The 22,453-nt window shown below is 63.1% G+C and carries 18 protein-coding genes; 9 read left to right on the plus strand and 9 right to left on the minus strand.

The features are described 5' to 3' along the window. Positions 1 to 644 precede the first annotated feature (644 nt). Positions 645 to 989, plus strand: coding sequence for a hypothetical protein (locus tag CIT26_RS16190; protein ID WP_167378701.1), 345 nt, complete (start codon positions 645 to 647; stop codon positions 987 to 989). Positions 990 to 999: 10 nt separating this feature from the next. Here CIT26_RS16190 and ggt read toward each other — a convergent pair whose 3' ends face one another. From ggt to CIT26_RS16205, 3 genes are all read right to left on the minus strand, one after another. Beyond that, positions 1,000 to 2,733, minus strand: a complete 1,734-nt coding sequence (ggt, locus tag CIT26_RS16195; protein WP_095493506.1) for a gamma-glutamyltransferase — start codon at positions 2,731 to 2,733, stop codon at positions 1,000 to 1,002. A gap of 407 nt (positions 2,734 to 3,140) precedes the next feature. Further along, on the minus strand, positions 3,141 to 4,433 hold the full coding sequence (rhaI, locus tag CIT26_RS16200) for an L-rhamnose catabolism isomerase (RefSeq protein ID WP_167391423.1): 1,293 nt from the start codon (positions 4,431 to 4,433) through the stop codon (positions 3,141 to 3,143). A 168-nt stretch (positions 4,434 to 4,601) separates the two neighbouring features. Then, positions 4,602 to 6,704, minus strand: coding sequence for a bifunctional rhamnulose-1-phosphate aldolase/short-chain dehydrogenase (locus tag CIT26_RS16205; protein ID WP_095493508.1), 2,103 nt, complete (start codon positions 6,702 to 6,704; stop codon positions 4,602 to 4,604). Positions 6,705 to 6,896: 192 nt separating this feature from the next. On the opposite strand from CIT26_RS16205, the gene CIT26_RS16210 reads away from it, so the two are divergent. The 7 genes from CIT26_RS16210 to CIT26_RS16240 all read left to right on the plus strand — a co-directional run bounded on the left by CIT26_RS16210 (position 6,897) and on the right by CIT26_RS16240 (position 14,102). Next, on the plus strand, positions 6,897 to 7,706 hold the full coding sequence (locus tag CIT26_RS16210; RefSeq protein WP_095493509.1) for a DeoR/GlpR family DNA-binding transcription regulator: 810 nt from the start codon (positions 6,897 to 6,899) through the stop codon (positions 7,704 to 7,706). Between the two features lie 47 nt (positions 7,707 to 7,753). Then, the gene (rhaS, locus tag CIT26_RS16215) at positions 7,754 to 8,749 is read left to right on the plus strand and encodes a rhamnose ABC transporter substrate-binding protein (RefSeq protein ID WP_095493510.1); all 996 of its coding nucleotides are present in this window, start codon (positions 7,754 to 7,756) and stop codon (positions 8,747 to 8,749) included. A gap of 176 nt (positions 8,750 to 8,925) precedes the next feature. Continuing rightward, entirely contained in the window at positions 8,926 to 10,419 is a 1,494-nt protein-coding gene (locus CIT26_RS16220) for a sugar ABC transporter ATP-binding protein (protein ID WP_095493511.1), read from the plus strand. Beyond that, a complete protein-coding gene (locus CIT26_RS16225; protein ID WP_095493512.1) occupies positions 10,416 to 11,393 on the plus strand; it encodes an ABC transporter permease in 978 nt (325 codons plus the stop codon). Before CIT26_RS16220 ends, CIT26_RS16225 begins: the two co-directional genes overlap by 4 nt. After that, entirely contained in the window at positions 11,390 to 12,391 is a 1,002-nt protein-coding gene (locus CIT26_RS16230; RefSeq protein WP_095493513.1) for an ABC transporter permease, read from the plus strand. Before CIT26_RS16225 ends, CIT26_RS16230 begins: the two co-directional genes overlap by 4 nt. Beyond that, complete coding sequence (gene rhaM, locus CIT26_RS16235) at positions 12,391 to 12,708, plus strand: L-rhamnose mutarotase (protein ID WP_095493514.1); 318 nt, start codon at positions 12,391 to 12,393, stop codon at positions 12,706 to 12,708. The genes CIT26_RS16230 and rhaM overlap by 1 nt, the downstream gene beginning before the upstream one ends. Continuing rightward, the gene (locus CIT26_RS16240) at positions 12,705 to 14,102 is read left to right on the plus strand and encodes an FGGY-family carbohydrate kinase (protein WP_095493515.1); all 1,398 of its coding nucleotides are present in this window, start codon (positions 12,705 to 12,707) and stop codon (positions 14,100 to 14,102) included. The genes rhaM and CIT26_RS16240 overlap by 4 nt, the downstream gene beginning before the upstream one ends. Before the next feature lie 314 nt (positions 14,103 to 14,416). Here CIT26_RS16240 and CIT26_RS16245 read toward each other — a convergent pair whose 3' ends face one another. The 4 genes from CIT26_RS16245 to galE all read right to left on the minus strand — a co-directional run bounded on the left by CIT26_RS16245 (position 14,417) and on the right by galE (position 18,968). Next, complete coding sequence (locus CIT26_RS16245) at positions 14,417 to 16,243, minus strand: alanine racemase (RefSeq protein WP_095493516.1); 1,827 nt, start codon at positions 16,241 to 16,243, stop codon at positions 14,417 to 14,419. Positions 16,244 to 16,430: 187 nt separating this feature from the next. Next, positions 16,431 to 16,592 (minus strand): hypothetical protein, encoded by a 162-nt coding sequence (locus CIT26_RS36625; protein ID WP_167391424.1) that lies wholly within the window; start codon positions 16,590 to 16,592, stop codon positions 16,431 to 16,433. A 16-nt stretch (positions 16,593 to 16,608) separates the two neighbouring features. Next, entirely contained in the window at positions 16,609 to 17,859 is a 1,251-nt protein-coding gene (locus CIT26_RS16250) for a D-amino acid dehydrogenase (RefSeq protein WP_095493517.1), read from the minus strand. 113 nt (positions 17,860 to 17,972) lie between these two features. After that, entirely contained in the window at positions 17,973 to 18,968 is a 996-nt protein-coding gene (galE, locus tag CIT26_RS16255) for a UDP-glucose 4-epimerase GalE (RefSeq protein ID WP_095493518.1), read from the minus strand. Between the two features lie 275 nt (positions 18,969 to 19,243). Here galE and hemA point away from each other — a divergent pair, with 275 nt between their 5' ends. After that, positions 19,244 to 20,521 (plus strand): 5-aminolevulinate synthase, encoded by a 1,278-nt coding sequence (gene hemA / locus CIT26_RS16260; protein ID WP_095493709.1) that lies wholly within the window; start codon positions 19,244 to 19,246, stop codon positions 20,519 to 20,521. A 161-nt stretch (positions 20,522 to 20,682) separates the two neighbouring features. On the opposite strand, the gene CIT26_RS16265 is transcribed toward hemA, so the two are convergent. Then, on the minus strand, positions 20,683 to 21,849 hold the full coding sequence (locus tag CIT26_RS16265) for a pyridoxal phosphate-dependent aminotransferase (RefSeq protein ID WP_095493519.1): 1,167 nt from the start codon (positions 21,847 to 21,849) through the stop codon (positions 20,683 to 20,685). Between the two features lie 110 nt (positions 21,850 to 21,959). Continuing rightward, positions 21,960 to 22,382 (minus strand): large conductance mechanosensitive channel protein MscL, encoded by a 423-nt coding sequence (gene mscL / locus CIT26_RS16270; protein WP_095493520.1) that lies wholly within the window; start codon positions 22,380 to 22,382, stop codon positions 21,960 to 21,962. Positions 22,383 to 22,453 lie beyond the last annotated feature (71 nt).

The raw sequence follows: 22,453 nt of genomic DNA on the forward strand, positions 1-22,453 counted from the left end.
GGTACCCACTTTTGGGTCCGATGCTCTAGCCAAAAAGGCCCGCCGCTCCATTTGCGAAGCGGCGAGGCCCCATATCCGGGGACAACTTCCGGGCCGTTGCCCGGCATTGCTTACGGTGCAATTCAGGTGCCAGACGGTTTGACCCATAATGGGACACCGCACAGGGAAAGCGCGAACCATCTTCCGCGATCACACCACTGCCATACCGCGCCATTCCTGCTATATTTGCTTGCGGCGGACCTGATTTCCGCTTGGCCGGCGCCCATCAGGCAATCTACCCCAACGCCCCCCCAAAAGTGGCGCCGGCCAACCTTCACCACCGACCCAATCTTCGCCACCGACCCAATCTTCGCCATCGGTATCGTCAAGCACGCCCTGCGAGCGCGAAGCTTGCAGGCCGAAGCCAGGGGCAGCGCTTCGAATGCGCCTCCAGAGCGGCGTGACTTTCAGGTCGAAATGCCCCAACTGGCATTCCAGTCCGACAGATCGCCTGGAACGGCAGCACCACCCGACATAAATCCAAAAAAACCGCTAGCAAGCCGCGGCCAGAAAGTGTTGAAGACCGTGCCGATCGCATTGAACGCGTCGCGACCCGGTTGCACTCGGCAAGGCTTGATGATTTGTTGCCGCTTCAAGGAGAATGAATGATGCACGAGCCTGCCGGTCAAGACGAATATGGGTCGGCCAGTCCCTTCGACCCGGACGACCTGACGACGTTGAACGTGATGGGTCCGGGGGTGGCCAGCAACGATTTCGAGAAATACGCGGTCGCCGTGATCATCGTTTTCGGCGCTCTCATCATTGGCGGCTTGATGGCCGCAACCCTGGCCTTGGGGCACCGTAACGGCTTCCTGTACGCGCTTGGCGGCGCCACCGCGGCGTGGATATCGGGAAATGCGCTTCTGCTCGATCGGCCGCGTATCTATGCCTTGTTCGTCGGCATCGCAGCCGTGATGCTGATTGCGTCCACCATCACGCTGGTCATCTGACCGAACGAAATTAATATCCGATCGCCTCGCCGGACGCGGCGCGGCTGTCGATAGCGCCGTTGTAGCGGGCGCCGCCTCCCTTCTCGATCTCGGCCAGGCTCTTGCCGCCGACCAGGATGCCGGCCGCCTGACCCCAGGTCGCATCGGTGACATCGAGGTGGTAGCCGATGCCGGCAAGCAGTTTTTCGGTATCGGGCGACAGGCCGAACGGTTCGATATAGACCGTGTCGGGCAGCCACTGGTGGTGGATGCGCGGCGCGTCGATCGCCTCCTGGATGTTCATGCCGTGATCGACGACATTGACGATCGCTTCCAGCGTGATGGTGATGATGCGCGAGCCGCCGGGGCTGCCGATGACCATGAACGGCTTGCCGTCTTTGGCGACGATGGTCGGGCTCATCGACGACAGCGGCGTCTTCCTCGGCTCGATCGCATTCGCCTCGCCCTGGACCAGGCCGTAGAGATTGGGCACGCCCGGTTTCTGGGTGAAATCGTCCATCTCGTTGTTGAGCAGGATGCCGGTGCCGTCGGCGACGACGCCGGCGCCGAACGAACCGTTCAGCGTATAGGTCACCGCGACGGCGTTGCCGTCATTGTCGACGATCGAATAATGCGTCGTCTCCTGGCTCTCGCCAAAACCCTTCGGCATCAATTCCTGCGACACGCCGGCCCGGAACGGATCGATCTTTTCGCGGATTTCCTTCGCATACTTCTTGTCCAGCAGCTTTTCGACCGGATTGTCGACGAAGTCGGGATCGCCGAGCGCCGAATTGCGGTCGACATAGGCATGGCGCATCGCCTCGACCATGACTTTAACGGTTTCGGCGGAACCGGCGCCGAGATAGGACAGCGGATAGAATTCCAGCACGTTGAGGATCTCGCAGATGATGACGCCGCCCGAGCTCGGCGGCGGCGAGGAGGTGATCTCATAGCCGCGGTAGTTGCAGGTCACCGGCTCGAGTTCGCGAACCGCGTAGGTCTCGAAATCCGCCTTGGCCAGAATGCCGCCCTTCTCCGCGCTCGCCTTGACGATGCCGTCGGCGATCGGCCCTTTGTAGAAGGCGTCGCGGCCTCGCTCCGAAATGGCCGAGAGCGAGGCGGCGAGATCGGCCTGGACAAGGCGCTCGCCGATGGCATAAGGCTTGCCGCCCGGCTTCAGGAAGATGGCGGCCGCGGCCGGGTCCTTGGCCAGCCGCGCGGCGCCGCCTTCGAGCGAGGCGACATCGCCCTGCTCCAGCACGAAGCCGTCCCTGGCATAGCGGATTGCCGGCGCCATCAAGTCCTGCCGCGTCAGCGTGCCGTATTTTTCCCTCGCCGTCTCGAAGCCGGCCACCGAGCCCGGCACGCCGACCGCGAGATAGCCGTCGAGGCTGGCACCTTTCACCGGCTTGCCATCCTTGTCGAGATACATGGTTTTCGTCGAGGCGAGCGGCGCGCGCTCGCGGAAATCGAGGAACGTCGAGCGGCCGTCCTTGAAGCGGATGGTCATGAACCCGCCACCGCCGATATTGCCGGCGTTCGGGTAGACCACAGCCAGCGCATAGCCGACGGCGACCGCCGCATCGACCGCGTTGCCACCCTTCTTCAGCACCTCGACGCCGACTTGCGACGCAAGATGCTGGGCGGTCACCACCATGCCACGCTCGCCCTTCGCCGGCTGCGGCGAGGCGGCGAATGCGGCCACCAGCGGCGCAAAGGTCAAGGTGAGGGAAAGACTGATCGCGATTAGGGTGCGGCGGTGCATGGCCGTTCTCCGAGGGGTGGGATGCGCCTAGAAAAGCCGCTTGGTGAGGTTGAGTCTACTGACAATAATGAAGATTCGGCGAGGCTTGCACCTTCCACGAACTCTCAAGACCTGGGTTCCTCGCCCGCCGCGAAGCGGGGAGAGGTGGCCGCGAAGCGGCCGGAGAGGGGGCTTTCGTAAGGTGCAGTCCCCTCTCCGTCTCGGCTTCGCCGAGCCACCTCTCCCCACTTTCGTGGGGCGAGGAACCCAAGCTGGAATGAAGCCGCGATCCTTCGCGCCCCTCCCTGTACTGCTTGGCACAGCCTATTTTGTTCTTGCTTTGTGCCGGCAGTTATGCTATTGGTTACTCATAGTGTTGATTTGCGCCGCGACCCGCCTCAGGCGGGTTTTTTCATTTCAGGCCGATATCAAACAATCCCGCCGCTGCCACCGGCAACCGGCGGCCGTTCCGCCGCGACCTTGGCCCGGTAGCCGGCGGCGCGGTAGGCGGCGACCGGATCGATGGCGCCGCCCGTGTTCAGCCGCGCCATGGCGAGGATCGGCTCGACGTCGGTGCGATAGGCGGCTTTCAGCGTCTGCGTCGCCATCAGCGCGTCATTGGCGTCCTGATAGGCTTCCAGTGCCTTGCGGTCGACCAGCAGCGCCTGCGCATAGGCGCGCTGCACCTCGACTGCCGACAGCATCAGGCTTTCTATCGGGTCGGTGACGTTGTGGCTCTGGTCGAGCATGTGAGCCGGATCAAAACCTTCAGCGCCGGAAAGCTCGGCATCGACCAGTTCGTTGAAGACGAGGAACAGCCGGTAGGGATCTATGGAGCCGGCGTCGAGATCGTCGTCGCCATATTTCGAATCGTTGAAATGGAAGCCGCCGAGTTTCTTGAACTGGATCAGCCGCGACACGATCATCTCGATGTTGACGTTTGGCGCATGATGGCCGAGGTCGACCAGGCAGAACGCCTTGTCGCCGAGTTCCGTGGCAATCATGTAGTTGGTGCCCCAGTCCTGCACGACCGTCGAATAGAAGGCCGGCTCGTACATCTTGTGTTCGGTGAACAGCTTCCAGTCGTCCGGCAGTCCGGCGTAGATCTCCTTCATCGCGTCGAGATAGCGTTCGAACGCCTTGGCGAAATTGACCTGACCGGGGAAATTCGAGCCGTCGCCGATCCATACGGTCAGTGCCTTCGATCCCAGCGTCTTGCCGATCTCGATGCATTCGAGGTTGTGCTCGACCGCCTGCCGGCGCGTTGCGGCATCGGCATGCGACAGCGAGCCGAATTTGTAGGACAGTTTTTGGTCCCTGGCGTCGGAGAAGGTGTTTGAGTTGATGGCGTCGAAGCCGAGGCCGAAGCGGGACGCGGCCTGCTTCAGCCGGTTCGGATCGGCCTTGTCCCACGGAATGTGCAGCGAGACGGTCCGCGTCGCCTGCGTCAACTGCCGGATGACGGCGCAATCCTCGATCTTATCGAAGATATCGCGCGGCTCGCCGGCGCCGGGAAAGCGGGCAAAGCGGGTGCCGCCGGTGCCGACGCCCCAGGACGGGATCGCCACAGCGAATTTTTCGACCTTATCGCTGATAGCGTCGATAGCGATGCCGCGCCGGTCGAGGCGTTCGCCGAGCGAGTCGTAGTCACGCTCGAGATCGGCCTTGCGCGCGGCATTGTCCTTGTCAACGATCTCGGCTGAGATGATGGTTTCGGACACTGCGTTTCCTCCCAAATGCGTTCGGTTGGCGCTGCCCCTCATCCGCCTGCCGGAACCTTCTCCCCGTATAGAGACGGGGAGAAGGGAAGCGCTCCGGCATTGGCGACCCCCTCTCCCCGTCCTTGCGGGGAGAGGGTAAGGGTGAGGGGCAGCGCCGCCTTCAAACTATTATCGCGTAAAACTCTGGGCGTTGCCGGCGTCGACATTGACGATGTTGCCGGTCGACTTGGCCGACATGTCGGAAGCGAAGAAATAGATCGCCTCGGCGATGTCCTCGGGGAATACCGAACGCTTCAGCATCGAGCGCGAGCGGTAGTGCTCCTCGAGGTCATCGGTCGACATCTTGTAGGCGGCGGCGCGCTGTTCCTTCCACTCGCCGGTCCAGATCTTCGAGCCGCGCAGCACGGCGTCGGGATTGACGACATTGACCCTGATCTGCGCTTCCGCGCCCTCCAGCGCCAGACAGCGTGCCAGGTGGATTTCGGCGGCCTTGGCCGTGCAATAGGCTGCGGCATTGGGCGATGCGGCAAGACCGTTCTTGGAGGCGACGAAGACGACGTTGCCGCCAATCTTCTGCGCCCGGAACAGCCGGAATGCTTCCCGCGAAACGAGGAAATAGCCGGTCGACAAGATGTCCATGTTCTTGTTCCACAGCGCCAGCGTCGTCTCCTCGATCGGCGCCGAGGTTGCCAGGCCGGCATTCGACACCAGAATATCGATGCCGCCGAACTCGACCGCCGTCTCGGCGAAGCCGGAGATCACCTGGTCCTCAGCGGTGACATTGATGACCAGCGGCCGCACGAAATCCTTGCCATAGGCTTTGGCAAGCTCGTCATTGGCGCTGGCAAGTGCGGTCTCGTCGATATCGGCCAGCACGACGCAGGCGCCTTCGCGCAGCAGCCGGTTGGCCGTCGCCCGGCCGATGCCGCCGGCGCCGCCGGTGACCAGCGCGATCTGGCCGGCAAGAGCCTTCGGCTTCGGCAGGCGCTGCAGCTTTGCCTCTTCGAGCAGCCAGTACTCGATGTCGAAGGCTTCCTGCTCGGGCAGGCCGACATAGGTCGACACCGTCGAGGCGCCGCGCATGACATTGATGGCGTTGACGTAGAATTCGCCCGAGATGCGCGCCGTCGCCTTGTCGGCGGCGAAGGTGAACATGCCGACGCCGGGCATCAGATAGACCACGGCGTTCGGATCACGCACCGGTGGCGAATCCGCATGCTTACACCTGTTATAATAGGCCTGATAGCCGACGCGATACTCCGCCAAGTCGTCGGCGAGACGGGCAATGACGGCATCGACATCGGGGGCCTTGGGGTCGAACTCGATGACCAGCGGCCGGATCTTGGTGCGCAGAAAATGATCCGGGCAGGACGTGCCGAGCGCCGCCAGCGGACGCAAATCCTTCGAATTGACGAATTCGAGCACGGCAGGCGAATCGTCGAAATGGCCAAGCTTGTGGCTTTTCTCCGAGATCAGGCCGCGGACCCTCGGCATCAGTCTTGCCGCCACGGCGCGACGCGCCGGCGCGTCAAGCGATTTTACGACTTCGCCGCCGAAGATCGGCTTGCCTTCAGACTTGCGCTCGAACCACTCGATCGCCTGGTTGATCACCGAGATCGTCGTCTCGTAGCATTCGCGAGGGGTGTCGCCCCAGGTGAACAGGCCATGGCTTGCCAGCACAACGCCCTTGGCCTCAGGGTTCTCGAGGCAGAATTTTTCCAGCCACAAGCCGAGTTCGAACCCCGGACGCTTCCATGGCAGCCAGCCGATCGCGTCGCCGAAGATCTCCTTGGTCAGCGCCTTCGAATCCTTGGCGGCGGCAATCGCGATGATGGCGTCGGGATGCATGTGGTCGACATGAGGCTTCGGCACGAAGGCGTGCAGCGGCGTGTCGATCGAGGCCGCGCGTGGATTAAGATTAAAGGTGCAATGGGGCAAATAGCCGACCATCTCGTCCTCATGCTCGAGACCGCGATAGAGACCCTTCAGCGCGCGCAGCTTGTCCATGTAGAGCGTGGCGAAGCCGTCGAGCTTGATCGAGGCGCTGTCGCCGCCCGAGCCCTTGACCCACAGCACTTCCACGCTCTCGCCGGTGAGCGGATCCTTTTGCCAGATCTTGGAAGAGGTGTTGCCGCCGCCATAGTTGGTGACGCGCTTGTCGGAGCCGAGAACATTCGAGCGATAGACGAGACGTTCCGGCTCGCTCATCCCCAGGGCTTTCGCCTCATTCCAAAGATTGGCGAGGCGCGTGCCGGAGCGCTTGTCGAGCATAGGTAATCCTCCCGTGACGTGAGACGCGCAAAACGGCGCGACCCCTTTGGTCCGAATTTCTACGCAAGCGGCGGCGTTGTCAATCACAAACGATCAACATCGATCATATTGCACTGCACAATGGATTTATCTGATCGGAAATGATTGACACTGCGCGTTTTGAGTGCCTAGATGTGCTGGCAGGGAGGAACCATGCACGAAAAAGAGCGCCACAGGATCATTTTGTCCGCCGTCCAGGAAAAGCCTGTGGTGACGGTGCAGGAGATGGTCGACCTGACAGACTCGTCCGAGGCGACGATCCGGCGCGACATCGCCGCATTGCATGTGCAAAAGCGCCTGCGCCGCGTGCGTGGCGGCGCCGAAGCGATCACCCCACCGCAATTCATCGGTCTTGCCGGCCGGCCCTTTTCCGTCAACGAGACGATCAACGCTTCGCAGAAGCGGGCGATCGCGCGTGACGCCGTGGAACTCTGCAAGGATGGCGAGCCGATCATCATCAATGGCGGCACCACCACTTTCCAGATGGTGCATTTCCTGACTGGCCGCCGCATGCCGATCTTCACCAATTCCTTTCCGATCGCCGAGCACCTGCTCAAGCACTCCAAGAACACGGTGATGCTGTCGGGCGGCACCATCTACCGCGAGCAGAACATCATCCTGTCGCCCTTCGAGAATGACGTGACGCGCAATTTCTATGCGCGTCGCATGTTCATGGGCGCGCAAGGGCTCGGGCCGCTCGGCCTGATGGAAGGCGACCCACTGCTGATCCAGGCCGAGCGGAAACTGATCGATCAAGCCGACGAATTGGTGGTGCTGGTCGACTCGTCGAAATTCCGCAAACGCTCGAGCCTGATCCTGTGCGGCCTGTCGCGCATCGCGACCGTCATCACCGACGACGGCATCGAGGACCGCGAGGCCAAGATGTTGGAGGCCGCTGGTGTGACGCTGGTCGTCGCCCGCACAACGCTAGGCAATAAGGAAGAATCTTCGCTGCAGGCCTGAGACGCCCGCAGCGGCGATGGAATGCAACGCTCAAGGGAGGATATTCGATGAGCTTTTTGAAGAAATTGATGATTACGGCGGCGTTCTCCGCCGCCATGTTCGTGAATGCCGCCTATGCCGAGAACGTCAAGATCGCGCTGGTGGTCAAGTCGCTTGGCAACGGCTTCTTCGATGCCGCCAACAAGGGCGCCGAAGAGGCGGCCAAGGAACTCGGCGGCGTCGACATCATCTACACCGGCCCGACCAAGGCCACCGCCGAAGCCCAGATCGAGGTGATCAATTCGTTGATCGCCCAGAAGGTCGATGCCATCGCCATTTCGGCCAATGACGCCGACGCGCTGGTGCCGGCGCTGAAGAAGGCGATGGATCGCGGCATCACCGTCATCTCGTGGGATTCGGGCGTCGCTCCGGAAGGCCGCCAGCTCCACCTCAACCCCTCGGACACCAACCTGATCGGCGAGACGATCATCAAGCTTGCCGCCGACTACCTGCCGGAAGGCGGCGATGTCGCCATCCTGTCGGCTTCGTCGACCGCGACCAACCAGAATGCCTGGATCGACGCGGCCAAGAAGGTGCTGCCGGAGAAATTCCCCAAGATCAATCTCGTCGCCACCGTCTATGGCGACGACGACTCGGCCAAGAGCACGGACGAGGCCAAGGGCCTGCTAAAATCCTATCCGAACCTCAAGGCGATCATCGCACCGACCACGGTCGGCGTCGTGGCCGCCGCGCAGGTGGTGACCGACCAAGGCCTGATCGGCAAGGTCAACGTCACCGGCCTGGCGCTGCCGTCGGAGTTCAAGAAGTTCATCGACAATGGCGCCAGCCAAGCGGTCGCGCTGTGGAACCCGATCGACCTCGGCTACTCGGCCGTCTACCTCGCCCATGATCTGGCGGTGAAGAAGGAAGAAGCCAAGCCGGGTGCGACGCTGTCGATCGGCCGCGTCGGCAAGGTCACGCTCGACGACACCAACTCGGCCGCGATGGCTCCGCCCTTCAAGTTCGACAAGTCGAACATCGAAGAGTTCTCCAAGATCTATTGATCCTGGAGCGCTTGCACCCTCCCCCTTGTGGGGAGGGTCGGCGAGGCAGCTTCGCGAAGCGATGCAGGCGAGACGGGGTGGGGTGGCGACATCTCAATACACCAGGACCAAATATGCTAGTAGACCCCCACCCCGCTCACTTCGTTCGCGACCCTCCCCACAAGGGGGAGGGTGAGGTGGCTCCACGCCTGATCTTGTCCGGCATTTCGAAGAGTTTTCCCGGCGTGCGCGCGCTGCATGATGTCAGCCTGTCGCTTTATCCCGGCCAGGTCACCGCGCTGATCGGCGAGAACGGCGCCGGCAAGTCGACGCTGGTCAAGATCATGACCGGCATCTACCAGCCCGATGCGGGCACCGTCAGCATCGACGGCCAGGCCGTCACCTTGCCCAGCGCGCATGCCGCCTTCGGGCACGGCATCACCGCCATCCATCAGGAAACCGTGCTGTTCGACGATCTGACGGTGGCCGAGAACATCTTTCTCGGCCATGCGCCGCGATCGCGCTTCGGCACCATCGACTGGCGCACCATGCGCAAGGACGCCCGTGAAGTGTTGAACACCATGGGTGCCGGCCACATCGACGCCGACGCGCGGCTGAAGGATCTCGGTATCGCCAACAAGCACCTCGTCGCAGTCGCCCGCGCCATGTCAATCGATGCCCAGATCGTCATCATGGACGAGCCGACCGCAGCGCTCTCGCTGAAGGAGATCGAGGAGCTTTTCCTGCTCATCGAATTCCTCAAGAGCGAAGGCAAGGCGATCCTGTTCATCAGCCACAAGTTCGACGAGATCTACCGCATCGCCGACCGCTACACCGTGTTCCGCGACGGCGAGATGGTCGGCGAAGGCCTGATCAGGGATGCCGGCCAGGGCCAGATCGTGCGCATGATGGTCGGCCGCGCCGTCGATCACATTTTTCCGCAGCGCAAGGCCGAGATCGGCGCGCCGGTGCTCACTGTCTCCGGCCTGTCGCATCCGACCGAGTTCGATGACATCGGCTTCGAGCTGCATAGAGGCGAAATCCTCGGCTTCTATGGTCTTGTCGGCGCCGGCCGCAGCGAAGTGATGCAGGCAATATCAGGCATCACCCGCACCAGCGGCGGCACGATCGCCCTGGAAGGCAAACAGATCGCGCCGAAATCGGCGGCGGATTCGATCGATGCCGGCATCGTCTATGTGCCGGAAGAACGCGGCAAGCAAGGCGTGGTGATCGGCCTGCCGATCTTCCAGAACATCTCGCTGCCCTCGCTCAAGCGTACGTCCAAGTCAGGCATGCTGCGGCTGGCGGAGGAGTTCGCGCTGGCCCGTTCCTACACCGAGCGGCTCGATTTGCGCGCCTCCTCGCTGAGCCAGGACGTCGGCACGCTGTCGGGCGGCAACCAGCAGAAGATCGTCATCGCCAAATGGCTGGCGACCGCACCCAAGGTGATCATCCTCGACGAGCCGACCAAAGGCATCGACATCGGCTCGAAAGCCGCCGTGCATGGCTTCATGGCCGAGCTGGTCGCGCAAGGCCTGTCGGTGATCATGGTGTCGTCCGAACTGCCCGAGATCCTCGGCATGTCCGACCGCGTCGTCGTCATGCGCGAGGGCCGCGTCGCCTCGGTCTATGACAACAAGGGGCTCGACGCCGAAACGCTGGTCAAGACGGCAGCGGGGATCGCAGCATGAAGGTTCTTCTCAAATACCGCGAAGTCTGGCTGCTCGCGGCCATCGTCGTGCTGATCGGGCTGATCTCGATGCGCTTTCCGGGTTTTGCCAATCCGGCCAATCTGCGCCAGGTGTTCAACGACACTTCGATCCTGATGATCCTGGCGCTGGGGCAGATGGTGGTGATCCTGACCCGCTCGATCGACCTGTCGATGGCGTCCAATCTCTGCTTCACCGGCATGGTGGTGGCGATGCTGAACGCTGCGCATCCGGCAATCCCGATCCCGCTGCTGATCTTCATCACGCTTCTGGTCGGACTGGTGCTGGGCGCAATCAACGGCCTGCTGGTGTGGCGGCTGAATATCCCGTCGATCGTGGTGACGCTCGGCACGCTCACCATCTACCGCGGCGCCACCTTCGTCATATCAGGAGGCGCCTGGGTCAATGCCGACCAGATGAGCCCTGATTTCATCGGCCTGCAGCGCGCGGCCTTTCTCGGCACCCCAGTCCTGTCGTGGATCGCCATACTGGTCATCGCTTTGTTCTTCCTCTTGATGACGCGCACCGCACTCGGCCGCTCGATCTACGCCATCGGCGTCAACCCGACCGCGTCGGTCTATGCCGGCATCGACGTCGGCCGGACCAAGTTCATCGTCTTCTGCATTTCGGGGATGGCCGCCGGTCTCTGCGGCTATCTCTGGATCTCGCGCTACGTCATCGCCTCGGTCGAGGTCGCCAATGGCTACGAGCTGAACATCATCGCCGCCTGCGTCATAGGCGGCATCTCGATCGCCGGGGGCATCGGCTCGGTCGGCGGCGCGGTGCTCGGCGCGCTGTTCCTCGGCATCATCTCCAACGCGCTGCCGGTGATCAACATCTCACCCTTCTGGCAGATGGCAATTTCGGGCAGCGCCATCATCCTTGCCGTGGTGCTCAACGCGCGCGGCGAACGCCGGCAAGGCCGCATCATTCTCAAGAAGGCGGAAGCGGCATGACCGACACCCCTGCCCCACGCCACATTCCCGACCGGCTCGACAAGCCGTTCAGCTCGGCGATCTTCTCCTGGGAGGCGCTGCTGGTCGCGGTGGCGGTCGCCATCTTCGCCGTCAACAGCTTCGCCTCGCCCTATTTCCTCGACGCGTGGTCGCTGTCGGACCTGACCTTCAACTTCACCGAAAAGGCGCTGATCGCGTTCGCCATGGCGCTGCTGATCATTTCCGGCGAGATAGACCTCTCGGTCGCCGCCATCATTGCGCTGGCCTCGACGATGATGGGCATGGCAGTGCAGGCCGGCGCCGGCACGCCGGTGCTGGTGGCGATCGGTATCCTGGTCGGGCTTGGCTGCGGCGCCTTCAACGGGCTGCTCGTCACCAGGCTCGGCCTGCCGTCGATCGTCGTCACCATCGGCACGATGAGCGTGTTTCGCGGCATCGCCTTCATCATCCTCGGCGACCAGGCCTACAAGGGCTATCCCTCGAGCTTCGCCTTCTTCGGCCAGGGCTATGTCTGGTGGGTGGTATCGTTCGAACTGGCGCTGTTCCTCGTCGCGGCGGTCATCTACTGGTTCCTATTGCACCGGACGAGCTTCGGCCGCCGTGTCTTCGCCATCGGCAACAACCCGGTAGCAGCGCAGTTTTCCGGCGTGCGTGTCGGCCGCGTCAAGTTCATCCTGTTCTGCCTGACCGGGCTGATGGCGGGCATCGCCTCGGTGCTGATCACCTCGCGGCTCGGCTCGACCCGGCCATCGATCGCGCAAGGCTACGAATTGGAAGTCATCACCATGGTGGTGCTCGGCGGCGTCAGCATCCTGGGCGGCGCCGGCAGCATTCTGGGCGTGGTGCTGGCGGCCTTCATCATGGGGCTGGTGACTTTTGGCTTGGGGCTGCTCAATGTGCCAGGGATCGTCATGTCGATCTTCATCGGGCTGCTGCTGATCATCGTCATCGCGCTGCCGATCGTCTGGCGGCGGGTGCGTCGGGAGCGCTTCACCTGATGCCCGAAAAATACGCGTTCAAGATGAAGCTCAATCCCGACATGAAGGCCGAATACATAAGGCGCCATGACGACATCTGGCCGTCGCTGGTCTCACTGCTGAAACAGGCCGGCGTTTCCGACTATTCGATCCATCTCGACGAAGAGACTAACATACTGTTCGGCGTGCTGTGGCGCCGTGACGACCACGGCATGGACGAATTGCCGAAGCACCCGGTGATGCAGCGCTGGTGGGCCGAGATGGCCGACATCATGGAGACCAAGCCTGATAACGAGCCGGTGGTGGTGCCGCTGGAAACCATGTTCCATATGGAATGACCCGCCACGTCGCCGTCATCGATATCGGCAAGACCAATGCCAAGGTGGCGCTGGTCGATCTCGCTGATATGCGCGAAGTCGCGCTGCGCCGCATGGCGAACGCGCCCGTCGCCGACGGTCTCTACCCGCACCACGATGTCGAGCTTCTGTGGTCGTTCATCCTCGACAGTCTCGCCGGGATCAATCGCGAACAGCGCATCGATGCGATATCGATCACCACCCATGGCGCGACGGGCGTGCTGCTGGACGCAGCCGGCGAGCTGGCGCTACCGGTGCTCGACTATGAATTTACCGGGCCCGACGCCGTTGCCAAGGACTATGACGCGATCCGTCCGGCCTTCGCCGAGACGGGCACGCCGCGCCTGCCGATCGGCCTCAACCTCGGCGCGCAATTCTTCTGGCAGCAGAAGCGCTTTCCGGCGGAGTTCGCCAAGGCCGCCGCGATGCTGATGTACCCGCAATACTGGGCCTTGCGCCTGACCGGCGTCGCCGCCAATGAGGTGACCTCGCTGGGCTGCCACACGGATCTGTGGGACCCCTGGAAAGCGGATTTTTCGTCGCTGGTCGACAAAATGGAGTGGCGCCGGCTGATGGCGCCCGTGCGGCCGGCGAAGGATCGCCTCGGCCCGATCCTGCCCGCCCTTGCCAAGCTAACCGGGCTCGATCCGCAAACGCCGGTGTTGTGCGGCCTGCACGATTCCAACGCCTCGCTGCTGCCGCATCTCCTGTCGGCGAGACCGCCTTTCTCCGTAGTCTCGACCGGCACCTGGGTGGTGTCGATGGCGGTCGGCGGCAACAAGATCGGGCTCGACCCGGCCCGCGACACATTGGTCAACGTCAACGCGCTCGGTGATCCCGTGCCCTCGGCGCGTTTCATGGGCGGCCGCGAGTTTTCGCTGCTAACGGAAGGCCAATCGGAAGACTGGACCGAAGGGGATATCGCCACAGTGCTCGCGCGGAAGACGTCCCTGCTGCCTTCGACCCAACAGGGTTCGGGGCCGTTTCCGCATCACACCGCCGCGTGGCTCAACGCCGACGGCATCAATAATGGCCAGCGCTTTGCCACCGTCTCATTCTACCTGGCGCTGATGACCGCGACCTGCCTCGATCTGATCGGCGCCGATGGCCCGACCATCGTCGAAGGCCCGTTCGCCCGCAACCGGCTTTTCACGCGCATGCTAGCAGCGGCCACGGCGCGGGCCGTCATAGCGTCCGAGGCAGCGACCGGCACCAGCATTGGCGCCGCCTTGCTAGCGTCGGACCAAGGAACGGCCCAGGGCAAGAGCGAAAAGTTCGAGCCGCCGGCCGACCCAGCCTGGGCGGATTATGCGCGTTCATGGCGTGCGGCGGTCGACGCAGGAGGGCAATCGCCTCAGGCAAATGATGGCGTCTAAAGCGCGTCGCGTTTGAATAGATTCATGCGACGCAATGCGACGCCTGCGACGCGCTTTAAGTTCTTGTTTTTATGCGTGTCGTTATCGCAAAACCGCTGGGCACTTTTGCGCGAAATGCACTAGAGGCGATCAATTGTCGATGTCGGCACCGCCCCTCAACCCCCTGCCGGGACCTTCTCCCCGTGAAGGACGGGGAGAAGGGGCTTGGCCGCAACGCCGGCGACCCCCCTCTCCCCGTTTTTCACGGGGAGAGGGCCGGGGGTGAGGGGCAGCGCAGACCTGAAACGATTGCCTGGGGTCGACGCGCGGGCTGATCACAAAATCCGCTTGCCAAAAGCCGACATGACGAAGTTGACGGTGTCTGTTGCAATCCGCGGTTCCAAACCTGATGTCAGGCCGGAAACATCCATCGACAACAGCCCGCCGGACAAAGCGATGGCCTCCATCGCCTGATGCGTTTCGCGCACCGTGATGCCGCCGGAGCCCGCCGCCCAGCCGGCGAATTCGGTCACATCAGGGGAATAGCTGACATGGAAGCCTTGCGTGCCGGAGGTGGCGATGCGGATCGCCTCGTGCATCAGGTCGCGCATGCCCATGGCGTCGATGTCGGTCATGGTGAAGGCGGAGACGCGCGAATCCTTCAGTACCCGGGCCTCGGCCGGATCAGCATGCCGAAGCCCGACGATGACGACGTTTTCCGGCGACAGCTGCGGCTGCAGCGCGCCGGGCTTGTGGTCGAGGCCGAGCGCCCGCGCCAGCACCGAGGCTTCCGGCAGGTCGATGCCGTCCTCGTCTTCGGGCATCAGCGCGGCGATGGAATCGATCCAGATCAGGCCGAAGGAGTGCGTCGCCCGCGCGGTCGTCGTCAGCGCCTTGTGGGCGATGCGCCGGTCACTCCCGGCAGTGAGCCGGACCAGGCCGGACGGGGGCCGCTCGATATCGGCCAGCTCGACCACATCGAAATTCATCGCCTCCAGCCGGGCGCCGGTCGCTTCCCTGGCCAGAATGCCGGCGGCGGCCGGTTCGGCTGATATCGACACCATCTTGCGGCCGGAAAAATCCTCGACGTCGTGCATCGGGGCCTTTTCGACATATTCCGAGGTCATCGCCAGCAGCATGGCGCCATAGCTCATGCGGAAGGCGACACGGTCGCCGACGGCGGGTGGCGGCTCGGCGTCGGTCACGTCGAGAAGCAGATGATCGCTGGAGGCGCCGAGCACCCGCACGCCCTTGGCAATCGGCGTCAAACCTTCGATCAACACGTCCTCGCGGCCGATATTGGCGATGGCGCGCAACCTGTCGCCCTCGTCGGGAAACACCGGCTGGTTGCCGAAAGCGTCGTAGCCGGATTGGCCGATCGGCCGCGACGGCTTCAGCTTGACCTCGATGATGTCGCTGGTCAGACGGCAGGCATCGGGTTCCAGTTCGGCCCACGGCGTCTCGCGGAAGGTTTCGACGCCGCCCTGCAGGATTGCCTCGCCGACCCGCAGATTGTTGATGCCGGCGGGCAGCCTGCCTTCAAGCAGCAGCGTCAGCGACGATGACGCGCCGCCCGAGATCCAGTCCAGCCTTGCACCGGACAGGCGCTCGGTCTTGTAGGCATGGGCGACGAGTTGCCCGAGATTTTCCTCCGTCGGCATGATGGCGCCGAAGCAGCCGAGATTGGTGCCGATGCCGGCGATGCGAACGCCCCTGAGCGCCAGTATCTGCTCGACTGTCGGGATGAGATCGTTCGGCCAGATGCCTTCCCTGAGATCGCCGAGATCGATCATCAGCATGATGTCGTGGACGCGGCCCATGCGTTCGGCGATGCGCGATAGCTCGCGAATGGTGGCGAGCTCGGACTGCAGGCTGATATCGACGGTGCGCACCACCTCCTCGATGCGTGCCATCGGCGGACTGCGCAGCAGCATGATCAGCGCATTGATGCCGCTGTCGCGCAGCCGGCGGATGTTTTCGAAGCGCGATTCGGCGATGCCGGCGACGCCGCCGCGCAGCATGGCGCGCGCCACCTGCGGCATGCCGCAAGTGCCCTTGGTGACGCCGAAGACCTTGATGCCGGACAGGGCGCAGCGGTCGACGATCGTGCGTGCATTGCGCTCGATACGGCCAAGGTCGATGGCGACTTGCGGTCCGGACATTTTTTTCTCAGAAATTGTGCACGGTACTAGGCGCATTTATCTTCTCGGTATCGTAGCTGGCGAGAATTAATATCAATCCGAATGGGTCGTGTTCATGCCGGAAACAAGGGCTCTTGTATGTGGGCACGTCTTTCGCTCAGAGAGGCCAGTCACATTGGTCATTCGTCATCTCGATGGGGAGTGGCAACTAACCTGTGGCGAGCACGACCATCCCGCAGACTGCGGAGATTTCGAAATTGTCGGCTTCAGGCATCTCACCGTCAGGCACGATAATCTGACGCAGATTGGCGAGCTTGAATGCGGCTGGCTTGCCGAGTGGGTGCTGGGCGAATGGACCCGGTGCCGACACGACGGTTAATTCCCCCTCAATTGACGTAGACCAGCCCTTGCGGGTCGATCTCCGGCTTGCGGCCGGCGACCACATCGGCAAGGAATTTTCCGGAACCGCAGGCCATTGTCCAGCCGACATGGCCGTGGCCGGTGTCGAGGTAGAGATTGCTGTAGCGCGCCTGGCCGATGACCGGCACCGAGTTCGGCATCATCGGCCGCAAGCCGGCCCAGAGCTCGGCCTTCTTCTCGTCGAAGGCGCCCGGGAAAAGCTCCTTGCCGGTCCTGAACATGGCGGCGAAATCGCTCGGCTTGTGGCTGCGGTCGAAACCGCTGAACTCGGCCGTGGAGGCGAGCCGCAGCCGGTTGCCGAGCCTGGAATAGGCGATGAGCTGATCCTCGTCGGCGCCGCCCATTGTCGGACCCTTGCTCTCGTCCTGCAGCGGCACGGTCGCGGTGTAGCCCTTCACCGGATAGACCGGCAGGTCGATGCCGTAGCGGCGGCCGAGCAGGCCGCTTTCCGGTCCCATCGAGATGACCACGGCGTCGCTTGTTATCGGACCGGCCGAGGTCATCACCGCGCGCACCCGATCGCCTTCGATGTCGAGGCCTTCGACCATCGTGCCGTAGAGGAATTGGACGCTGAGTTTCTCGGCGGCATGGGCGGCGAGGTTTCGGGTAAATAGGCTGGAGTCGCCGGTCTGATCGATCGGCGAATAGACGCCGCCGGCTATTCTGTCCCTGGCCCCGGCAAGGCCGGGCTCGAGCTCGACCAGCCGGTCGCGGCCGACGATCTCGATCGGCAGGCCGTGCTCGGCGAGATAGCGGTAATTGTCGGTGCCGGTATCAAAACTCTGCTGCGAGCGGAAGAAATAGAGAATGCCCTTCTTGCGCTCGTCATAGTGAATGCCGGTGTCGGCCGAGATGGCATTGATGCAGTCGCGCGAATAGAGCGCCAGGCGCAGCTTGATGTCGGTGTTGGCGCGCAGGCGCGCTTGCGTGCACTGGCGCAGGAAGCGCAGGCTCCAGGCGAAGAAATAGGGATCGAAGCGCAGCCGCACCTTGATGCCGAGATCATGGTTGTAGAGCGCGCGCAGGAACGTCTTCAGCGCAGCGGGCGAGGCCCAGGCGGTGGCGTCGCCGGGTGACACAAGGCCGGCATTCGATTGGCTGGTGCCGCGCGCCACTGCCGGATGGCGCTCGATCACGGTCACCTCGTGGCCGTCGCTCGCCAGATAGTAGGCCGCCGCCATGCCGACGACGCCAGCGCCAAGGACCAATATCTTCATGCCGCCCCCAAAGGATCAAATACGGCCGAAACGCCTCCACGTTTCAGCCGCGCAGCTCCTTCAATAGCGCTTCTACGTTCGATCTACGAGCCCACGGAGGAAAAACCGGGACTTCAGCTCCGAGCCGAATTCTTGCCGGTCAGGATGCGCTCCCAGGCCAGCGCGTCGGCGACAATCTGGTCGAGGTCGTCGTGCTGCGGGGTCCAACCGAGTTCGCTGCGCGCCAGCTCCGAGTTGGCAACCACCGCAGCGGCGTCGCCCGGACGGCGTTCGCCGATCCGCACGTCGAAATCATGGCCAAAGACGCGCCGCACGCTGTCGATCACCTCGAGCACCGAATAGCCGTGGCTGTAGCCGCAATTGGCGACGAGGCTTGTCCCGCCGGCGCGCAGCCGTTCCAGCGCCAGCCGATGTGCCGCCGCCAGATCGCTGACATGGATGTAGTCGCGCATGCAGGTGCCGTCCGGTGTCGGATAGTCGGTGCCGAACACCTGCATGAACGGTCGCTTGCCGAGCGCCGTCTCGGCGGCGACCTTGATCAGATGCGTGGCGCCCGGCGTCGACTGGCCGGTGCGGCCCTTCGGATCGGCGCCGGCGACGTTGAAGTAGCGCAGCGCCGTATAGCGCAAGCCATAGGCAATTGCGGCGTCGCGCAGCATCCATTCGCTCATCAGCTTCGACAGGCCGTAGGGCGATTCCGGTGCAAGGCGGGCATCCTCGCGCACCGGCTCCAGCCCGGCGCCGCCATAGACGGCGGCGGTCGAGGAAAAGATGAAATTGGGCACGCCTTCGCGCACCGCGGTCTCGATCAGCGTGCGCGTCTTGCAGGTGTTGTTCTCGTAGTAGCCGAGCGGGTCGGCGACCGATTCGGGAACCACTATGGAGCCGGCGAAATGGATGATCGCGTCGACCTTGTTGTCGCGGATGATCGAAGCGACCAATTCCTTGTCGGCGACATCGCCAACGACGAGCTTTGCCTCTGGTGCCACCGCCCACTCGAAGCCGGTCGAAAGCCGGTCTAGGACGACGACGCTGTCGCCCGCGTCCAACAACTCCCAGACCATATGGCTGCCGATATAGCCGGCACCGCCTGTCACCAAAACCGTCATCCGTGTCCTCGCTGCTCAAGATTTGTCGGAAACTGTCTCAACCCCGCCTTACTGGAAAGCCTGCCACTAGGCCATTAGTACCATCAGTGTCTGCGGTAACCGGTCTCATCGGCGCGTGGCATCGTCCTGAAACAAAATTGATCCACATCAAGGGAATAGGCCATGATCCGTGGCCGTTAGGAACAGGCTTGGGGCGTGGCATTTTGACCAAAAAGGCCAAGTAGACGTCGAATAGGGCAATGATTATGATCCCACGCAAAAATTGGGAAGCCGAAATGAACTATCAGCGGTTCTTCGAAGACGCGATCGACCAGCTCCACGCAGAGCGTCGCTATCGCATCTTTGCCGACCTGGAGCGCATCGTGGGGAAATTCCCACGCGCCATCTGGCGCGCCAACGGCCGCGCCCAGGAAATCACCGTCTGGTGCTCCAACGACTATCTCGGCATGGGCCAGCATCCAGACGTCATCGCCGCGATGCAGAACGCCGCCGGCAAGATGGGATCTGGCGCCGGTGGCACCCGCAACATCTCCGGCACCAGCAACCCGCTGGTCGAGCTCGAGCTGGAACTGGCCGACCTGCACGACAAGGAAGCCGCACTCGTCTTCACCTCCGGCTTCGTCTCCAACGAAGCCTCGATCTCGACCATTGCGCGGCTTCTGCCCAACTGCCTGATCGTCTCGGACGAGTTGAACCACGCCTCGATGATCGAAGGCGTGCGGCGTTCGGGCGCCGAGAAGAAGATTTTCCGCCACAACGACGTTGCGCATCTGGAAAGCCTGCTGCAGGCGGCGGGCCGCGAACGCGCCAAGCTGATCGTCTTCGAGAGCGTCTATTCGATGGATGGCGACATCGCGCCGATCAAGCAGATCGTCGATCTTGCCGAGCGCTACAACGCCATGACCTATATCGACGAGGTCCATGCCGTCGGCATGTACGGACCGCGCGGCGGCGGCATCACCGAGCGCGAAGGGCTGGCCGACCGCATCGACATCATCGAAGGCACGCTGGCCAAGGCGTTCGGCACGCTCGGCGGCTATATCACCGGCACAAGCGCGGTGATCGACGCCGTGCGCTCCTATGCGCCGGGCTTCATCTTCACCACGGCGCTGCCGCCGGCCATCGCCGCCGCGGCGACCACGTCGATCCGCCATCTGAAGCGCTCGCAGGCCGAACGCGACGCGCAGCTGCGCCAGGCGACGCGGACCAAGCAGGTTCTTACCGCCGCCGGCCTGCCGGTGATGGACTCCGCTACCCACATCGTGCCTCTGCTCGTCGGCGATCCCGAGCTCTGCAAGATGGCCAGCGACCGCCTGCTCGGTGTCCACGGCATCTATATCCAGCCGATCAACTACCCGACCGTGCCGCGCGGCACCGAACGGCTGCGGATCACACCGACGCCATTCCATTCGGATCAACTGATCGCGGAACTTCAGGACGCTCTGGTCGAGACCTGGGATGCTTTGGGTATCTCTTACGGTTCTGCGGGCCGGCCGGCCGTGAGGGAAAGCGACCGCGTCATTCCGCTGCTGGTGCCGAAGTCCGGCGGCTGATCTTCAGCCGAGGGCATGATGGCGGTCTCCGCTCCCGGTGCCGCCTTGTTCTTCGACGCCGCGGCATTCGAAGGTCACGGCATGATGGGGTGGCAGTGGCCGAGGAGTGAAGCGATCCAAGTTGCTTGCGCGTCCGTATTCGGCTCGGGCGGACCTGACTCTCACACACTCTTCATCCACTTCGCCAGCCGATGCGCGGCTTCCTCGAGCTGGTCGAGGCGGCGGTGGAAGCACAGCCTGAGGAAGGCTTCGCCGCCGGGACCGAATGCGGTTCCGGGCGCCAGACCGACATTGGCGCGGTCGACGATGTCGAATGCGGCGGCGCGTGAATCGGTGATGCCGTCGACCGCGAAGAACAGATAGAACGCGCCCTGCGGCACGGTGAAGCGTGCCCTCCCGGTCGCAGCCAGGATGCCGCAGACCAGGTCACGCGCCGCCCTCGCCCGCTCCACCTGCTCGACGATGAAGGCATCGCCTTCGTCGAGCGCGACGACGGCGCCGCGCTGCATGAACTGGGCAACGCCGGAGGTCGAATACTGGACCAGGTTCTCGAACACCTGCTGCAGCGAGGGATGGGTCTTGATCCAGCCGACCCGCCAGCCGGTCATCGCCCAGTTCTTGGAAAAACTGTTGACGAACAGAATGCGATCCTCGTCGGCCATGATGTCGATGAAGGACGGCGCGCGACTATCACCGTAGTGGAACAACGAATAGATCTCGTCTGCGATGATCCACAGGCCCCTTTCGCGGGCAAGGTCGAGGATCGCCTGCAGCGTCTCCCTGTCGGCGGTCCAGCCGGTCGGGTTGGAGGGTGTGTTGACGAACAGCGCCTTTGTCCTTGGCGTGATCGCCGCCTCGATCTTGCCGACGTCGCAGGACCAGCCATTGCCGGACTGGTCGAGCGTGACAGCGACCGGGACGGCGCCCGCCACGCCGGCGGCTGCGGCGAAATTCGGCCAGGCCGGCGACAGATAGACGAGCTCGTCCCCCTTCCCGGCGACGGCATCGATTGCCAGCTGGATGGCATGCATGCCCGAGCCGGTGACGATGAATTCTTCCTCGGCGAAACTCTTGCCGAAATGCCTGACGTAATAGCGGGCGAGCGCCTGCCTCAGTTCGGGGATGCCTTTCTGCCAGGTATAGAAGGTCTCGCCGCCGGCCAGCGCCCGGGCAGCGGCATCGGTGATGAAGGCGGGCGTCGGCAGGTCGCCCTCGCCGGCCCAGAGCGGGATCATGCCGTCGCGGTCGCGGCCGCGGTTCATGACGGCGACAATGCCGCTTTCCGGCGCGGCCCGGGCCTCGGCGCGCAAATTCTCGATCAGGGTCATGGATAAATCCGTTTTCGTCTTCTGGACTGCTAGCGTGTTCTACGACAGGCGAAAATAGAAAACCCCGGCCGCGAACAGCCGAGGTTTTGGTCCAGAGATCTTGCCCTACGCTATTTCCTGGCGAGGAGATCGCGAATTTCGGTGAGCAGCGCAACATCGGCCGGCGGAGCGGCCGCAGGCGCAGCTGGCTTCTCACGCTCCAGACGCTTGCGGAGATTGTTCACCGCCTTGACCATCAGGAAGATGATGAAGGCGAGGATGATGAAATTCAGCGCGACGGTGATGAAACTGCCATAGGCGAAGACTGCGCCCTGCTTCTTGGCGTCCGCCAGCGATGTGGCGTTGACTGCTGAGGACAAGGGCAGGAAATAGTTGTTGAAGTCGAGTCCGCCGAAAATCGCCCCGATTATCGGCATGATAATGTCACTGACCAGTGAATCGACGATCTTGCTGAAGGCAGCGCCGATAATGACGGCGACGGCCAGGTCCATGACATTACCCCGGGAAATGAATTCCTGGAATTCTTTCAGCATTCGACCCTCCTTGTTCTGACGGGCCAGGCCGCCGCCCTCGCCCGCTCGTTGGCTCCACTGGCACAATAGCA

Source organism: Mesorhizobium temperatum, from assembly GCF_002284575.1.
Classification (GTDB): domain Bacteria; phylum Pseudomonadota; class Alphaproteobacteria; order Rhizobiales; family Rhizobiaceae; genus Mesorhizobium; species Mesorhizobium temperatum.

What these genes read in the sequence shown, in the direction of transcription:
- CIT26_RS16225 (WP_095493512.1), top strand. Translation starts at nt 10,416, where the DNA reads ATGAAGGTTCTTCTCAAATACCGCGAAGTCTGGCTGCTCGCGGCCATC.
- ggt (WP_095493506.1), bottom strand. Translation starts at nt 2,733, where the DNA reads ATGCACCGCCGCACCCTAATCGCGATCAGTCTTTCCCTCACCTTGACC.
- CIT26_RS16205 (WP_095493508.1), bottom strand. Translation starts at nt 6,704, where the DNA reads ATGCTCGACAAGCGCTCCGGCACGCGCCTCGCCAATCTTTGGAATGAG.
- CIT26_RS16265 (WP_095493519.1), bottom strand. Translation starts at nt 21,849, where the DNA reads ATGACCCTGATCGAGAATTTGCGCGCCGAGGCCCGGGCCGCGCCGGAA.
- CIT26_RS16245 (WP_095493516.1), bottom strand. Translation starts at nt 16,243, where the DNA reads ATGTCCGGACCGCAAGTCGCCATCGACCTTGGCCGTATCGAGCGCAAT.
- hemA (WP_095493709.1), top strand. Translation starts at nt 19,244, where the DNA reads ATGAACTATCAGCGGTTCTTCGAAGACGCGATCGACCAGCTCCACGCA.
- rhaM (WP_095493514.1), top strand. Translation starts at nt 12,391, where the DNA reads ATGCCCGAAAAATACGCGTTCAAGATGAAGCTCAATCCCGACATGAAG.
- CIT26_RS16250 (WP_095493517.1), bottom strand. Translation starts at nt 17,859, where the DNA reads ATGAAGATATTGGTCCTTGGCGCTGGCGTCGTCGGCATGGCGGCGGCC.
- CIT26_RS16190 (WP_167378701.1), top strand. Translation starts at nt 645, where the DNA reads ATGATGCACGAGCCTGCCGGTCAAGACGAATATGGGTCGGCCAGTCCC.
- galE (WP_095493518.1), bottom strand. Translation starts at nt 18,968, where the DNA reads ATGACGGTTTTGGTGACAGGCGGTGCCGGCTATATCGGCAGCCATATG.
- rhaS (WP_095493510.1), top strand. Translation starts at nt 7,754, where the DNA reads ATGAGCTTTTTGAAGAAATTGATGATTACGGCGGCGTTCTCCGCCGCC.
- CIT26_RS16210 (WP_095493509.1), top strand. Translation starts at nt 6,897, where the DNA reads ATGCACGAAAAAGAGCGCCACAGGATCATTTTGTCCGCCGTCCAGGAA.
- mscL (WP_095493520.1), bottom strand. Translation starts at nt 22,382, where the DNA reads ATGCTGAAAGAATTCCAGGAATTCATTTCCCGGGGTAATGTCATGGAC.
- CIT26_RS16230 (WP_095493513.1), top strand. Translation starts at nt 11,390, where the DNA reads ATGACCGACACCCCTGCCCCACGCCACATTCCCGACCGGCTCGACAAG.
- CIT26_RS16240 (WP_095493515.1), top strand. Translation starts at nt 12,705, where the DNA reads ATGACCCGCCACGTCGCCGTCATCGATATCGGCAAGACCAATGCCAAG.